The 14,858-nt window shown below is 39.5% G+C and carries 15 protein-coding genes; 12 read left to right on the forward strand and 3 right to left on the reverse strand.

The window, feature by feature from the left end; translation table 11 throughout:
- Nucleotides 1-26 precede the first annotated feature (26 nt).
- Nucleotides 27-1,187: a galactokinase gene (locus V2H41_RS03350; RefSeq protein ID WP_330973709.1), complete on the forward strand. Its 1,161-nt coding sequence runs from the start codon at nt 27-29 to the stop codon at nt 1,185-1,187.
- A 37-nt stretch (nt 1,188-1,224) separates the two neighbouring features.
- Here the strand turns inward: V2H41_RS03350 and V2H41_RS03355 are convergent, their stop codons facing one another.
- Nucleotides 1,225-2,337 carry an NAD(P)/FAD-dependent oxidoreductase gene (locus tag V2H41_RS03355; protein ID WP_330973710.1) on the reverse strand — a complete coding sequence of 371 codons (1,113 nt, stop codon included), beginning with the start codon at nt 2,335-2,337 and terminating at the stop codon, nt 1,225-1,227.
- Nucleotides 2,338-2,407: 70 nt separating this feature from the next.
- On the opposite strand from V2H41_RS03355, the gene V2H41_RS03360 reads away from it, so the two are divergent.
- Both V2H41_RS03360 and V2H41_RS03365 read left to right on the forward strand, forming a co-directional pair.
- Nucleotides 2,408-2,818: an EVE domain-containing protein gene (locus V2H41_RS03360; RefSeq protein ID WP_330973711.1), complete on the forward strand. Its 411-nt coding sequence runs from the start codon at nt 2,408-2,410 to the stop codon at nt 2,816-2,818.
- A gap of 121 nt (nt 2,819-2,939) precedes the next feature.
- Nucleotides 2,940-3,629, forward strand: coding sequence for an SIR2 family NAD-dependent protein deacylase (locus V2H41_RS03365; RefSeq protein WP_330973712.1), 690 nt, complete (start codon nt 2,940-2,942; stop codon nt 3,627-3,629).
- Nucleotides 3,630-3,642: 13 nt separating this feature from the next.
- On the opposite strand, the gene V2H41_RS03370 is transcribed toward V2H41_RS03365, so the two are convergent.
- Nucleotides 3,643-4,155 carry a DinB family protein gene (locus V2H41_RS03370; RefSeq protein WP_330973713.1) on the reverse strand — a complete coding sequence of 171 codons (513 nt, stop codon included), beginning with the start codon at nt 4,153-4,155 and terminating at the stop codon, nt 3,643-3,645.
- Between the two features lie 86 nt (nt 4,156-4,241).
- Here V2H41_RS03370 and V2H41_RS03375 point away from each other — a divergent pair, with 86 nt between their 5' ends.
- A complete protein-coding gene (locus V2H41_RS03375; RefSeq protein WP_330973714.1) occupies nt 4,242-4,718 on the forward strand; it encodes a universal stress protein in 477 nt (158 codons plus the stop codon).
- A gap of 24 nt (nt 4,719-4,742) precedes the next feature.
- Here the strand turns inward: V2H41_RS03375 and V2H41_RS03380 are convergent, their stop codons facing one another.
- Nucleotides 4,743-5,483: an FKBP-type peptidyl-prolyl cis-trans isomerase gene (locus V2H41_RS03380; RefSeq protein ID WP_330973715.1), complete on the reverse strand. Its 741-nt coding sequence runs from the start codon at nt 5,481-5,483 to the stop codon at nt 4,743-4,745.
- Between the two features lie 184 nt (nt 5,484-5,667).
- Here V2H41_RS03380 and V2H41_RS03385 point away from each other — a divergent pair, with 184 nt between their 5' ends.
- From V2H41_RS03385 to V2H41_RS03420, 8 genes are all read left to right on the forward strand, one after another.
- Nucleotides 5,668-6,102 carry an acyl-CoA thioesterase gene (locus tag V2H41_RS03385; protein ID WP_330973716.1) on the forward strand — a complete coding sequence of 145 codons (435 nt, stop codon included), beginning with the start codon at nt 5,668-5,670 and terminating at the stop codon, nt 6,100-6,102.
- A 10-nt stretch (nt 6,103-6,112) separates the two neighbouring features.
- Complete coding sequence (locus tag V2H41_RS03390) at nt 6,113-6,877, forward strand: endonuclease/exonuclease/phosphatase family protein (RefSeq protein ID WP_330973717.1); 765 nt, start codon at nt 6,113-6,115, stop codon at nt 6,875-6,877.
- 88 nt (nt 6,878-6,965) lie between these two features.
- Entirely contained in the window at nt 6,966-7,667 is a 702-nt protein-coding gene (locus V2H41_RS03395) for a FadR/GntR family transcriptional regulator (RefSeq protein ID WP_330973718.1), read from the forward strand.
- Nucleotides 7,668-7,766: 99 nt separating this feature from the next.
- Complete coding sequence (locus V2H41_RS03400; protein ID WP_330973719.1) at nt 7,767-9,434, forward strand: exo-alpha-sialidase; 1,668 nt, start codon at nt 7,767-7,769, stop codon at nt 9,432-9,434.
- A gap of 6 nt (nt 9,435-9,440) precedes the next feature.
- The gene (locus tag V2H41_RS03405; RefSeq protein WP_330973720.1) at nt 9,441-10,394 is read left to right on the forward strand and encodes a dihydrodipicolinate synthase family protein; all 954 of its coding nucleotides are present in this window, start codon (nt 9,441-9,443) and stop codon (nt 10,392-10,394) included.
- Nucleotides 10,391-11,470 carry a galactose oxidase gene (locus V2H41_RS03410; RefSeq protein WP_330973721.1) on the forward strand — a complete coding sequence of 360 codons (1,080 nt, stop codon included), beginning with the start codon at nt 10,391-10,393 and terminating at the stop codon, nt 11,468-11,470. Before V2H41_RS03405 ends, V2H41_RS03410 begins: the two co-directional genes overlap by 4 nt.
- Nucleotides 11,471-11,544: 74 nt before the next feature.
- A complete protein-coding gene (locus tag V2H41_RS03415) occupies nt 11,545-12,768 on the forward strand; it encodes an MFS transporter (RefSeq protein WP_330973722.1) in 1,224 nt (407 codons plus the stop codon).
- Nucleotides 12,769-12,917: 149 nt separating this feature from the next.
- Nucleotides 12,918-14,858 (forward strand): fasciclin domain-containing protein, encoded by a 1,941-nt coding sequence (locus tag V2H41_RS03420; protein WP_330973723.1) that lies wholly within the window; start codon nt 12,918-12,920, stop codon nt 14,856-14,858.

Below are 14,858 nucleotides of genomic sequence, written 5' to 3' on the forward strand. Positions count from 1 at the left end.
AATTTTTATAAAAATATTGAATTGATATGAGTATTGATCGTTTAAAAACCGAATTTGAAAAGAAATTTAATCAACCTGCAAAATATATATTTTTTTGTCCCGGTCGTGTAAATCTGATAGGCGAACATATCGATTATAATGGAGGGTTGGTGATGCCATGTGCCATTACTATGGGGACTACATTACTCGTAGCTAAGAATAATGATAATGTATTTCGCTTCAGAGCACTTGACTTTCCTGAAATAACAGATGTTCCTTTACAAAGTGCTTATAGCAAAACAGGTCCGGAATGGTTCAATTATCCACTGGGCGTGATTCACGAATTCACTAAAGTCGGCATAGAACTTACTGGGCTTGATTTCTTATTTAGCGGTAACTTGCCTATTGGTTCAGGGCTTTCTTCATCTGCATCGATAGAAGTACTCACGGCTCATGCATTGAACGAATTATTCGGTGCCGGAATGAGTAAGGTGGATTTGGCTTTGCTCGGTAAGCGTGTGGAAAATGATTTTATGGGACTGAATAGTGGTATTATGGATCAATTTGCAGTAGCTATGGGTAAAGATGCGCATGCGGTGCTACTAAATTGCGATACATTGGAGTACGAATATTTGCCCTTTGATATCGGCGATTATGTACTAGCCATTATCAATACCAATAAGCCTCGCAAACTGGTAGAATCAAAGTATAATGAACGTTTTAATGAGTGTCGTACGGCTCTAAAAAAACTCCAGGAAAAGCTTAATATAAATCATCTGTGTGAAGTGTCATTGGATACCTTTCATCAGCATAAGGGGTTAATCAACGACCCCGTGATTGAAAAGCGGGCGCTGCATGTAATCTCAGAAGATGATAGAGTAAAAAAAGCCAAGCAGGCTTTGATTTCGGGAGATATTAAAACTTTCGGTGAACTGATGTATGCTTCGCACGACTCTTTACAAAATTTATACGAAGTATCCGGTAAGGAGCTGGATACCATAGTTACATTCAGTAAAAACTATGCTGATTGTATTGGAGCGCGTATGACTGGAGCCGGCTTTGGTGGTTGTGCCATAGCATTGGTGAAGAAAGATAGTTTTAATGATTTTAGTGAAAAGATTACTGCTTATTACGAAGAAAAAATAGGGTATAAACCGGGTGTATTCTCCTCTGTGGTAGCAGAAGGGGTAAGAACCCTAGAGGCATAAAAATCTTTTTATGTACCGAGGGTGGGCGTTATTGCTGTTATATCATTTCTGCTATTAATTTACCTACTACGGGAGCTAGAGCAACGCCCATGCCTCCCAGCCTGATGGCACAAAATTTTCGATCGTTTATTTTTTCTACTATCGGAAATTTTTCCGGTCCCATTCCCATTATACCAGCCCAACGATGTGTAATGGTGGGGTTGCTATTAGGGAGAATGACGTTGTTCAGAAAACGTTCCAAGGCTTGCTGAATGGGAAAGGTGGTTATAGCATCGAGCGTATACTCGGTTTCGAAAGAAGTATTGCGCGCACCACCTAATAATATACGATTATCCAAATTCCTAAAATAATAATACCCTTCGTCAAAGTGAAACACCCCCTTAAATGGTAAATCGGGTATGGGTTCGGTTATCAATACTTGCCCACGTGCAGGTACAATTGGTGCATCCGGTAAAAGTACTTTTGAGAAGGCATTAGTGCAAATGATGATCTGCTGGGCAGTCAGTATGCGCTTATCTGCTGTATGTAAGGTGATGTGATCGGATTTTTCGACAAGACTTTTTAATTCTGTTCCAAATAGTATCTGTACCTTCAATGAGATGACTTTCTCAAGCAAGGCGGTCATTAGTTTGCCAGGATGTAATGCGCCTTCAAACCTATTTTCGATAATATGGTTGGTATGCGCAAAACCAAATTGTTCGATTAAATCATCTTTAAGTACAAAGGTTTCGGTAGCGGATGTAATGCCGTATAGAAGCTTATTGATTTCTCCTAACTGCTCCAGTGGCGTATCGGTATAAAGAAGTTCATAACCTCCGTAATTATAATAATCTATAGCAGTATCATTAAAGTATTGGCGAATTTGTTGTAGCCCTTCGTACCGCCAGTTCAGCAACTGCATCGTTTTGGATACGCCCATTGTAGCAATATCTGAGAGTATCTCCGTAAGACTTCCAAAACAGGCAAATCCTGCATTGCGCATAGAGGCCCCATCGGGGGTGGAACCGCGTTCAATAATGGCTATTTTCTTCGATGGATATTTTTGTTTGATGTGAAATGCTGTCCACAATCCCGTAAAACCAGCGCCGATGATGATGATATCCTGCGGCGCATAAAATGTTTCCGCTTCCCAGATGCTTATTTGTTGCAAATGATGTTTATTTTTATGAAGGTAAATTTATTATATAAAACTTATAATCTCAATATTCGAAGTTATTGTTATGGCTTACTGGTTGTTAAAATCTGAACCCTATAAATACAGCTGGGATCAGCTGGTTAAGGATAAACGTACTGTGTGGGATGGTGTACGCAATTATGCCGCACGTCTTAACTTAAAAGCTATGAAAAAAGGGGACTTAGCTTTTTTTTATCATAGCAATGAAGGGACCGCAATTGTAGGAATTGTTAAAATTGTAAAAGAGGCTTATCAAGATCCCACTACGGATGATGAGCGCTGGGTGGCAGTGGATGTGGCTCCCGTGAAAGCGCTGAAAAAGCCTGTAACGCTAGCGCAGATTAAGGCTGAGAAAAAACTTCAGGATATGGATCTAGTGCGCCTGGGACGGCTCTCCACACAAAAGGTAAAGCCTGAAGAGTGGGAGCTGATTTTAAAAATGGCAGGTGAAGATTGATTGTAATAAGTACTTTTGGAAAAAAGGTTGGTGAGTGTGTATATGTATACAGCTTGTCAACCTTTTATCCTTATATATACGACTAATATTATTGTATTAATTATCCGTTTTGTATTAAAGTATGAAGAAAAAGCTGGTTGTATTGAGTGGTGCGGGCATTAGTGCCGAGAGTGGTTTGCAAACTTTCAGAGACAGTAATGGTTTGTGGGAGGGATATGATGTTACGGAAGTAGCATCGCCGGAGGGGTGGAAAAAGAACCCAGCATTGGTGCTTGAGTTCTACAATATGCGGCGCAGACAGGCATTAAAAGCTCAGCCGAATGCAGCTCATATTGGTCTTGCTGATTTAGAAAAAGATTTTAACGTACATATTATTACACAGAATATAGATGATTTGCATGAGCGTGGTGGCTCAACCCATGTTATTCATCTGCATGGAGAGATTTTTAAGATGAGAAGCGAAAAATCTCTTACGCCTACATATGAGATTAAAGGTGATATCAAGCTGGGTGACTTAGCTCCGGATGGAGGTCAGCTGAGGCCGGATATCGTATGGTTTGGAGAAGCGGTTCCTATGATTGAAAAGGCTGCTCAAATAACCATGGGGGCTGATATATTCGTAGTAATAGGTACCTCTTTAGTTGTATATCCTGCAGCTGGACTTATAGATTTAGTTCCACCCAGTAAACCCATATTTGTAATAGATAAGCATATTCCTTCCGTGAGGAATAGAGGTAATATCACAGCTATTGAAAAACCTGCAACAGAAGGCATTAAAGAATTGATGGAAATTCTGAAAGGAATGCGTTAAGAAAAGTGCACCTCTATACATTATTATTGTGCAATAATATTTTTGTTGTTACCAAAAGTTGGCCTGTATGGCGCATGGTATGCTCGGCAGCATGGGTACATAGTCCCATAACGGTAGATGGCAGGGCTGCTCTGCCGACGGTTCTGCGCTCTGTAAAATGATCTTGAAACTGCTTCAGGCGGTTTATGGTTAAGTCAATTTGTTTATTAAGAATATTGGTTAGTTCTTTCCCGGTCTTTGATTGTGGTACAGTTTCGTTTTGCAGGTATTCAAATTGAGCGGCTGTTAGACTTTTCCCTTCAGCATAAGTAATTAAACGGTCTAGTACACCAGTTATATGCAATAAATGAAATCCTACGGAAGCACAACCCGCAGGACGCTCCCACAGCAAATGATCGGGAAAATCTTGCATAAGGGCTTCGATCTCTTCCCGGGCTTGTAGTAAGGCATCTACCACAGGTTGTAGCAGCGGATGAATTCCTGCTGTAGATTGTCCGCGCAACCAAACTTCTCTTTGTTGTACCAATGTTGTAAATTTATTACTAAGTTAATATAATTCCGTCCTAAATGTTTGTAGCACAAAATTTGCTGTTGTTATTTTAAAGGTTTGCCATGGAAAAATTTATTGTAGCGCTGGATTTGCAGGAAGACAGCTCTAGGGTTTTACTTAAAGCGGTTGAAATTGCACAACGCTATAATGCCGAGTTGCATATGGTACATGTAGTACCCCCCATCGGTAGTTATATAGGTACAGCGCTCTTTGATCCTATGAGTGGTATGGATAGCTCAATGCTCCCTAATGGTATAGAAATGATGGAGTCGCAGCAGAAAGCTGCAGAGGAGAGCATGGAAATGTTAGCCAAATCCATGCCCTTACAACCACAGGCTATTAAAGTTTTTTTGGGTGAAACTGAAGATGAAATATTGAACTATGCTCAAGAAATACAGGCCGCTTTAATTATATTGGGCACACATCAACATAGTGGATTATTTAGATTGTTTAGTCGGGAAACCGCGGTCAAAATGTTACATGAAACTCAAATCCCAATACTTGTAATCCCTATCGGTGCTAATAGTAATAAAGATTAAAGCTTTCTATGTTAAAATAGACGCTTATTTTCTTTTCTTAACTTCCAATAATTCTATTTCAAATATCAGTGTGCTACCTCCGGGAATAGTAGGGGGTGCTCCGCGTAAGCCATAAGCCAATTCATGAGGAATATAAAAACGATACTTTGAGCCCACAGACATTAACTGTAAGCCTTCAGACCATCCTGCAATTATACCACCTCCTAACGGAATGGTTAAAGGAGTTCCTCGTTCGTAAGAATTATCAAACTCCGTACTATCTATCAGCATACCGATATAATTACATACTACAGTGTCAGTGATGGCAGGTTTATCACCACTGCCTTCTTTTAATATTTCATATTGTAATCCGCTTTCTGTAACCTTTACATTAGGATTGCTTTTGTTTTTCTCCAAAAAAGCCTGGTTCTTCTCTAGAAAAGCAGAGGTTGCTTTTTCCTCCTCTATTTTCGAGAACTCCATCAAAATGCTGCGACTGTCATCCACTGAGAACAGTGGGGTTTTGTTATCGAATGTAGCTTTGATGGCGCTTAAAAAAGCTTCTTTATTGAGTTCCTTGAAATCTTGTGTTAAGGATTGCGCAATAGTTAATCCAATCGCATAGCTTGCTGAGTCTGCTAGGTTCATTAATGCAAGCTGTTGATTTGGCTGAGCTGATGTATTAGTAGGTTTTTTTGTTGCGCTTTGAGATTGAGATCTTGTATTTTGAGCAGTTGCTCCCAGAACGATTGAAATGAGTAATACGGTGAATAATGTTTGTTTCATAAATAAATAATTATACATGATATTCTTTCGGGAAAAGTACAAAAATAGCAGTATGCTACGGTATGATCCTATCAAAATTGTTATAATTATAAAACACAGGAAAGTTTTTGATACTTTTCACATATTGATTTATTCTTAAAATGGTGTAGGTTTGAGGTAGTACGCATTTTAAATAAACAAAAATATGCAGCAATATATATTGCCAGTGCAAATACGATGGTCTGATCTAGATGCGAATGCACACCTACGCCATAGTGTTTACTACGATTGGGGAAGTTATTGCCGGATAGCGTTCTTAAATGAACAGGGGCTTTCGACTACCAATATGCATGAATTACACATCGGTCCTATATTGTTCAGAGAAGAAGCTATATTCAAGAAGGAGATAAGGCAAGAAGATAAGGTTACTATAGATTTGAAACTTGTAAAAGCCCGAAAAGATTACAGTCGGTTCTCTATTCGTCACACAATAATGAAAAATAACGATACGGTAGCTGCAGTTATTACTGTAGAGGGTGCGTGGATGGATACGGTGAAGCGTAAGCTGTGTACCCCACCTGCTATTGTAGCAACCACATACAATGCCATGCCTAAGTCCGAGGACTTTGAATGGATTTAAATTTATATAAATGCTACGTCTTAAGTTTTTGTTGATTTTGTTGTATAGTTGCGGTTTGCAATGGTGTATAGGCCAAACGGTAAAGGTGATGAGTTATAATATCCATCATGGTGCCGATAGAGAAGAGACCGACCGTTTGCATGAAATGGGTAGTTTTATTAAAAACTCAGGGGCCGACATTATTGCATTGCAGGAAGTGGATAGCGTGTGCACTCGTACGAAGGGTGTTGATCAAATGAAAATACTGGCTGCGATAACAGGGATGCATTATGCATTTGTGCGTCATTACGCCTATCAGGGGGGCGCTTATGGGATGGGTATTTTATCTCGCTATCCTATCCTTAACATACGCAACAAACGTCTAACGTTATTGAAGGGGACAAAGTCTTCATCCACCGCCATGATTGTAGCAGATATTGTTATCTCTAAGAGTAAAAAAGTAATTATGGCTTCGGCACATTTTGCCTTGGACGATAGCAGCAGATGGGTGCAAGCACAAGAGGTGGTTGATTACCTGCGTCAGGAGAAGATGCCGGTTATATTTGTAGGAGATCTGAATGCTAAGCCTGAAGCGCCTGAAATTAATTATCTTAAAAAGTATTTTGTGGATACTGATACAGGTAATGTATTTACATTCCCCGCTCCCCGTGCGGAAAGAAAGATTGATTATATATTCGTGAAGAAGTCTAATCTTAAAAGAGTAAAAAATTATCGGGTTTTCATAAATGATCTATCCGATCATCTGCCGGTGATGGCTGATATTTCGCTAAAATAAGAACGATTGTCATATCATTATTACATTAGATAGTTAAGGTTTTTGTATCTTTTAATATTTTTGTGCAATTGTGCTACAAAACAACAATATGTTAGATAAAATAAAACCCATAGATAAAAAATCAATGGCTGAGTATGTGGAACTCAGCTTGCAAAAATATTTTAAGGATAATAATTTTAAAAAAGGAGATCCTTTACCCACTGAAATTGAATTGGCAAATGCTTTAGGTGTAAGCCGGAACGTAGTACGGGAGGCTATCAGTAAGTTTAAAATGATGGGACTTATAGAGAGTAAGAAAAAAGTGGGTATGGTCGTTTCTAGTCCTGATATTACAGGAACAATAGAAAAAATGTTATATCCATCCATCATGGATGATGATACCCTGCAAGATTTATTTGAACTACGATTAGTGTTGGAGATGGGAATTGCCGAGCTTTTATTTGCAAATATTACTCCTAAGGATATAGAGGAGCTCGAAGAAATAGTGGAAAAAGAAGAAAAGGCTAAACATAAGTCAGAAGGGGCCTTTCGAATTAATAAAGAGATTGCTTTTCATGGAAAGCTGTATGATATTAGTGGCAATGAAACTTTGCATCGTTTTCAGCTATTATTACTTCCGGTATTTGAATATGTAATTAAGCTAGAAGGCAAAAAATATAAATCAGGGAGTGTTACGCATAGAGATTTGGTTGAGATTATAAAAAAAGGCGATAGTAATGAGTTCAGGAAGGGAATGTACGAGCATTTGAAGCCGCATTTCGAAAGGATGGGTCAGAAATCTTCTAAATAAAATAAGTATAGAAATTCTTTAAAAAATTTGGAGAGTAAATTATTTTGTCTACATTTGTTATGTAGTACATAACTACAAATAAATTTATCGCTTGCTTATATGATAAGATTGCTCAGGACGATTTCACTGTTAGGTGCTGTGTTTTTGGGGATAGCCGGACAGGCGCAGGTGTTGCGTGTGTATCAGAAGCACTATGTGGTACCGGTGGTAAAAGAAAATACACATACGATTGTTACCCGACTGTGTGTTAATAGGGCAGAAGCTTATCCTCATGCTTATATGAAAACTATTCGGATTGATTTGACCGGAACGACTGATTTAAGTGATATCGTCGGAATAAAAATCTGGGGTACAACCGATAGTAACTTTTTATCCCAGAAGAACCTCTCGAGCGCATCGATTTTTGGGCAATACATATTAGAAGCAGGAAATAATAATATTATTAATATATCCGGGCAATACCGTTTATCGAAGAAGTATGAGTATCTATGGTTGGGGGTTCAGCTTAAGCATACTGCTGAAGTGGGGAATGAGATTCATTTGGCTGTTCAAAGCGTGAATATAGATGGTCAATGGTTTAAAATAAATGAGGGAAAAGTTCCAGCACGCCGTGTAGCTACAGCCGTGCGGTCTGCAGGTCAGGATAATGTTCATACTTCCCGAATTCCAGGAATAGCTAAAGCTCCGAATGGTGATTTGCTGGCCATTTATGACGCGCGTTATGCCTCTGCTCGAGATTTGCAAGGGGATATTGATATCGGTTTAAGCCGAAGTACAGATAAAGGGAATTCTTGGTCGCCCGTGCAGCCTATAATGGATATGGGAATGTGGGGAGGGTTGGCTGAGAAATTTAATGGGGTATCAGATCCTTGTATTTTGGTAGATAAAAACAGCAATACTGTTTTTGTGGCAGGATTGTGGATGCATGGTGTTTTAGATAACAACGGTCTATGGATTGAAGGACTTACCGATACTAGCACAGTATGGAACCATCAATGGCGCAATAGGGGGTCGCAGCCTGGTTTGGACGTGAAGCAAACTTCACAATTTTTATTAGTGAAGAGTACAGATAACGGAAAAACGTGGTCGCAACCAATTAATTTAACTGCAATGTGTAAAAAAGAAGAATGGTGGTTGTGGGCGCCGGCGCCAGGGAATGGAATTGTGCTTAAAGACGGAACACTTGTATTTCCCACACAGGGGAGGGATGCTACGGGGAAGGCTTTTTCAAACATTACTTATAGTAAGGATGGAGGAAAAACCTGGAAAACCAGTAAGCCTGCCTCTGCCTCATCTACTACTGAATGTGCTGTAGTGGAACTGTCAGATGGAGCATTGATGTTGAACATGCGGACTAATGCTAATAAGGGTGTTACTGGTCCTGATAACGGTCGTACCGTTGCAGTTACAAGAGATCTTGGTGAAACCTGGCAAGTACACCCTACTTCCCGAAATGCTTTGTCTGAACCTGTTTGTATGGCGAGTCTTTACCGACACGATTATAAATCTTTGGACGGGAAGAATAGATCTGTGCTACTTTTTGTAAACCCCAATTCCAAAACGCATCGGAATAATATTACGCTAAAACTAAGCTTTGATGATGGACTTACCTGGCCGACAGATAAGTATGTATTGTTGGATGAGTTGAATGGTAGAGGTTATTCGTGTATCACGTCGGTTGATGATGAAACTATTGGAATATTATATGAAAGCAGCCAGGCAGATCTGGTGTTTGAAAAGATTTCTTTAACTGAATTAATAAAATGAGGTTTTATGCATAGGAGAAAAACGGAAGGGCTGCTCGCGGCTACGTTTAGTACTTTTGATGAAAACAACGAGTTGAAACTGGAGTTGATTCCGATTGTAGTAGAAAGACTAATTGCAGATGGCGTAAAGGGGGTATTTGTTGGCGGTACTAATGGTGAAGGATTAAGTATGAGTACCGAAGAGCGCATGGCGGTAACTGAAGCGTACGTTAAAGCTTCTAATGGACGAATTCAGGTATTTGCTCATGTGGGACATAGTTCTATTAAAGAAGCACAAAAACTTGCAGCACATGCTCAGCAAGTAGGTGTAGATGCAATATCAGCCGTTGCTGCATTTTATTTTAAGCCTTCTTCAGCTGCTAATCTGGCGGACTGCATGGCTCAGATCGCAATGGCTGCACCAGAACTTCCTTTTTACTACTATCACATGCCGGCTATAACCGGGGTGTCTGTATCTGTAATCTCCTTCTTACAACATGCAGCTCCTATTATTCCCAATTTGGCTGGAGTAAAGTATACAGCTAATACTTTGCACGAGTACCAAGACTGCTTGCGTTTTGAAGAAGGTAAATATGATATTTTATTTGGCTACGACGAGTTGTTATTGCCTGCTTTGGTAATGGGAGCCAGAGGAGCTATTGGTAGTACTTACAGTTTTGCGGCTCCCATGTACCATAAGGTGATGCAGCTATTTAACGAAGGAAAACTTGCCGAAGCTGCTTCAGCTCAGTACGACTGTAATGAAATGATTCGGGCTTTGGCTAAGTATCCTTCTATACCTACTCAAAAGGAGATAATTAGATTGGACGGACTAGATCTAGGAGGATGTAGATATCCGCTCAGAAGATTGAATGAAGTACAGGTTGCGGAACTGAAGCAGTATCTGGATGCGATAAACTTTTTTAAAAAACTGGAACTCGCCCGCAAGGAGTATGCTTGCCAAAGCTCAGTTAATGTATGAAAGGAATTATTTTATTCACACTTAGTATTATAGTATCGATGTTGGTTATTGCTCAGGAGAAGTATAAGAAATTCCATGTTTGGGAATCTTTTACAAATATTCCAGATTCAGTAGGATTTGCAGGTGCCTTTGCCGGAGTTATTAATGGCAGATTGGTTGTGGCTGGAGGATCCAATTTTCCTAATGGCGGGGCTCCGTGGCGAGGTTCGGCAAAAGTATGGTACGACGATATCTATGTGTTAGATTCTCCTATGGGAGAGTGGAAACATATGGCCAAGTTACCTAAGAAGCTTGGATATGGTGTATCTATTTCTTTACCATTGGGCATGCTATTGATCGGCGGTAGTAATGAAGACGGACATTATGCAGATGTGTATCAACTGCAGTATAGTGATGGCAAAATTATTATAGACACATTGCCGTCACTGCCCATTCCATTGGCTAATAGTTGTGGAGCGCTGGTAGGAAGTAAAGTGTATGTAGCAGGAGGACAGCAACAACCTTCAGATTTGGAGACACTGCGAACTTTATTCTGTCTGGATTTAAATGATATGACTCATGGCTGGCGAAGACTGGCTGATATTCCAGGCCCATCTCGGATGTTGGCTGTGGCGGCTTCGGATGAGGAGTGTTTTTATGTTTTCAGCGGCGCACAGCTTATTAATGGCAAACGAAAATATCTTACAGATGCATATCGATTTAAAGCAGATAAATGGGAACGAATTGAGGATTTGCCGGTTGCTACAGTAGCAGCTCCTACGCCAGCTTATGCAACGAGTGAGGGTATATATGTATTTGGAGGAGATGATGGAACGCTGGCCAATAGTGATTTGCGGGAGCGACATCCCGGCTTTTCAAAGAATATTATTCGTTATGATAAAGCAAATAACGAATGGAGAAAGGCTGGAGAGATTAAAGTGCAAATACATCAGGATGCCATTTTACAGCCTAACAATAGCATATGGGCTCCGGTAACGACTACTGCAGTATTATGGGAAGAGCGATATGTTTTGCCAGGGGGTGAAGTAAGACCAGCTACGCGTACTCCTAGAGTAATTGCAGTGAAATTGGACTAAGCATATATGATGTGAGGTGTATAGCAAGTGATGGGAAAATGTAAAATTATAATACAAGCTAAAAGCGCTCAATAATGAAGGGTAAAGTGTATCCATGGGTAGTAGTTGCCTTATTGTGGGTAGTCGGATTATTAAATTATCTCGACAGGCAGATGCTGTCTACCATGCGCCCTGCAATGGAAGTTGATATTGTTGAGTTACAAAGCGCAGAAAATTTCGGCGTTCTAATGTCTATATTTTTATGGTTATACGGATTTATGAGTCCCGCATGCGGTGTTATCGCAGATAAGATTAGTAGAAAGGGTTTAATAGTGGTAAGTTTATTTATTTGGTCGGCCGTTACACTTCTAATGGGCTATGCAAGCACCTTTGAGCAGCTGAAATGGTTGCGAGCTATTATGGGAATTAGTGAAGCTGTTTATATTCCTGCCGCACTATCATTGATAGCCGATTATCATACTTCTAAAACACGTTCCCTTGCTGTAGGTATTCATATGACTGGTTTGTATGTAGGGCAGGCACTGGGCGGTTTTGGCGCTACTCTTGCAAAGGAATACTCATGGCAAAATACTTTTTTCGGTTTTGGGTTAGCAGGGGTTGTTTATGCAGCAGTATTATTTTTTCTACTTAAGGAAAAGAGAGGGGATAATAGTAATGATACAATAGCGGTAACATCTAAGTCTGGATTGTTTTCCGGTATAAGCTGGTTGTTGACTAATATAGCATTTTGGGTGATACTACTATATTTTGCGATTCCCAGCCTACCTGGATGGGCTACTAAAAATTGGCTGCCTACGTTATTTTCCGATACACTAAATATTGAGATGTCGAAAGCAGGTCCTATAGCTACCATAACAATTGCAGCATCATCGTTTCTGGGGGTCATTTTTGGAGGCCTTTTATCCGACAGGTGGGTGCAGCGAAATATAAGAGGACGAATTTATACCAGCGCTATTGGAATATTTCTAACCATTCCTTCGATAATATTATTAGGATTTGGAAATACGATTGCAATACTAGTATTAGCTGCTATATTATTTGGTATTGGTTTTGGAATGTTCGATGCCAATAATATGCCTATTCTTTGCCAGTTTGTTCCTGCTCGATATCGTGCTACAGCATATGGATTAATGAATATGGTAGGGGTATTCTTTGGCGCTTTTATTACAAGTTTTTTAGGTCGTTCAACCGATGCAGGCAGTTTGGGAAGAGACTTTGCGCTTATGTCTGTAGTGGTGTTAGTTGTATTGATATTACAGCTGATTGTATTGCGTCCCAAAAATCAGGAGATGGTTTAAGTTGTTCGATTGGGGAAATGTAAAAAACTTTGAGTAAAGATTTCAATGTTGTATATTTGTAGAACATAACTACATTATTGCTTGTTGTATGTAACGATTGATTGCTAGATTTTAAAAATCATCTTTTCAAAAGGTTAAATCAAAGGGATATGTTGTCTTTGAACAAATATCGATCTGTTTGCTTGCTTCTAATACTATCCGTGTTTTTTTCATTCTGCTCTAGGAAGCTGGATGTGTATTATAATCCTAAAAATGCGCTCGATAAAAACATTATAGAAGTACTAGAAGCCGATGGTCGTTTTGCAAAATTTGTAAGCATTGTTGATAAGCTTGGTTTACGTAAAACGCTTGGTAGCTCTGCGATGTACACTTGTTTGGCCCCCCGGGACGAGTATGTGGAGCAGTACTTTTCTAAGCTAGGATATACTTCTTTGGAAAGTGTTCCTGAGACCTTACTGCGTCAATACGTCAATTATCATTTTATAAATGGTATGTACTATGAGTATGATATTAATAAGATTTACGATAGAGCAAGCAGCGACTTAAATAAAACTCGTGCAACGGTCTTTAGTTCCAGAACAGAAGGGAAAACTCCCGGTAAGAGGCTGCGCTTATTCAGTACATCTTTTTTAACAAGGCAGTTGGATGATTATGTATCTTTATACAATCAACAACCGCAGGATTATACATTATGGGTAGATAATGTGCCGATATCAGAGGCTGATATTGATGCAAGCAATGGTGTAATACACGTATTGGGACAGCCGCTTGATATAGCCTTGCGTACAGATGAAGCGCTGGCTAGTGATCCGGAAACGAGTATTTTTAGTTCGTGGTTGGAAAAACATGTACAATATGTGTTAGGTGAGAAGGATGAGTTTGGTTGGGTGGATACCACACTGTATAAAAGTTATAGTATAGGAAGAAACCTGGCTGATGAATCAGTGCTCTCAACCATCTTTGTTCCTACAAATGACGCTATTCTCAATTATTTTCAACCTTATTTACCGTATCTTGATAATACAATTGATTCAGTTCCTCAGCTAGTGATAACTGCCTTGCTTAGAGCTTGTATTTTTCCTAACATTTCCTATAAAAGCAATTTTGACGACGTTTCAGCAGAGTGGAAGGCGCTTTCAGGTGGTAACATATCTATGATTATGCATTTGCCTTCTATAGTAACAGGCTCTATCAGAGCAAGTAATAGTATTATTTATAAATCGAATCAATTAATTCTTTCGCCACATTTACATAGTGCCGTAGGTGGGGTATATCTGTTTCAGAAAAAATATAGTCAGTGGAACTGGATGTTTTCAAACGCAGGCATGGCATCAGGGCTTTTCGATGGGTTGAATTATCAGCATAGTCCTATTACCATTCTGATTCAGTCCGACGATGTTTGGGGTACTCCTTTAGCAGAAGATATGAATGATGCTACGCGTGCATACAGAATCAATCAATGCAAAAGCGGAATTTTAAATGTTGATGTGCGCGCTGAAGGTGGATTTCGCAAAAAGTTTTATCCCACAAACTTCGGATATGTTTTATATGACAACGGACGCTTCTATGATTATACTGGTAATTCAGTTCAACTTATAACATCAGCAGCTACATGGGAAGGAGTAAATGGAGCCATATATGAAGTTGATGGTTTTCTTACTCCGCTTGACAGGCAAAATGATACACTATCCGTATATAATAAGATTGCTGAACATCCTGATTTATCATTATTCAAAACTGCTATTGACAGGGTAGGTATGGCAGCACAGTTAAAGTTGACAGGCTTCTTTACATACAGTGTTTTTGCGCCTGTGAATTCAGTCATTACCGAAGCTGGCATTAATGTAAATACCATGCCTGTCGAAGAACTACGATATTTTTTACAGACCTACATTATTCCGAATAGATACATCTTTAGTGATGGTGATTTTAATGGGCAAATTACTAATAGTAATGGTAATAGATTAACGATAAGCGGGAGTTGGGAAACTTTTTCGGTATCGAATGAATTAGGGAGTACAATTCAGCCTGTAGTAGCAAATCTACAGGCGAGTAATGGTGTGCTACATAAAATTAATAGCTTATTTTAA

The organism is Niabella digestorum (assembly GCF_036409055.1).
GTDB lineage: Bacteria > Bacteroidota > Bacteroidia > Chitinophagales > Chitinophagaceae > Niabella > Niabella composti.

Bases quoted from the DNA above. Each gene is read 5' to 3' on its own strand.
- V2H41_RS03350 (WP_330973709.1), top strand. From the start codon at position 27: ATGAGTATTGATCGTTTAAAAACCGAATTTGAAAAGAAATTTAATCAA.
- V2H41_RS03380 (WP_330973715.1), bottom strand. From the start codon at position 5,483: ATGAAACAAACATTATTCACCGTATTACTCATTTCAATCGTTCTGGGA.
- V2H41_RS03390 (WP_330973717.1), top strand. From the start codon at position 6,113: ATGCTACGTCTTAAGTTTTTGTTGATTTTGTTGTATAGTTGCGGTTTG.
- V2H41_RS03400 (WP_330973719.1), top strand. From the start codon at position 7,767: ATGATAAGATTGCTCAGGACGATTTCACTGTTAGGTGCTGTGTTTTTG.
- V2H41_RS03420 (WP_330973723.1), top strand. From the start codon at position 12,918: ATGTTGTCTTTGAACAAATATCGATCTGTTTGCTTGCTTCTAATACTA.
- V2H41_RS03405 (WP_330973720.1), top strand. From the start codon at position 9,441: ATGCATAGGAGAAAAACGGAAGGGCTGCTCGCGGCTACGTTTAGTACT.
- V2H41_RS03410 (WP_330973721.1), top strand. From the start codon at position 10,391: ATGAAAGGAATTATTTTATTCACACTTAGTATTATAGTATCGATGTTG.
- V2H41_RS03365 (WP_330973712.1), top strand. From the start codon at position 2,940: ATGAAGAAAAAGCTGGTTGTATTGAGTGGTGCGGGCATTAGTGCCGAG.
- V2H41_RS03360 (WP_330973711.1), top strand. From the start codon at position 2,408: ATGGCTTACTGGTTGTTAAAATCTGAACCCTATAAATACAGCTGGGAT.
- V2H41_RS03375 (WP_330973714.1), top strand. From the start codon at position 4,242: ATGGAAAAATTTATTGTAGCGCTGGATTTGCAGGAAGACAGCTCTAGG.
- V2H41_RS03415 (WP_330973722.1), top strand. From the start codon at position 11,545: ATGAAGGGTAAAGTGTATCCATGGGTAGTAGTTGCCTTATTGTGGGTA.
- V2H41_RS03385 (WP_330973716.1), top strand. From the start codon at position 5,668: ATGCAGCAATATATATTGCCAGTGCAAATACGATGGTCTGATCTAGAT.
- V2H41_RS03395 (WP_330973718.1), top strand. From the start codon at position 6,966: ATGTTAGATAAAATAAAACCCATAGATAAAAAATCAATGGCTGAGTAT.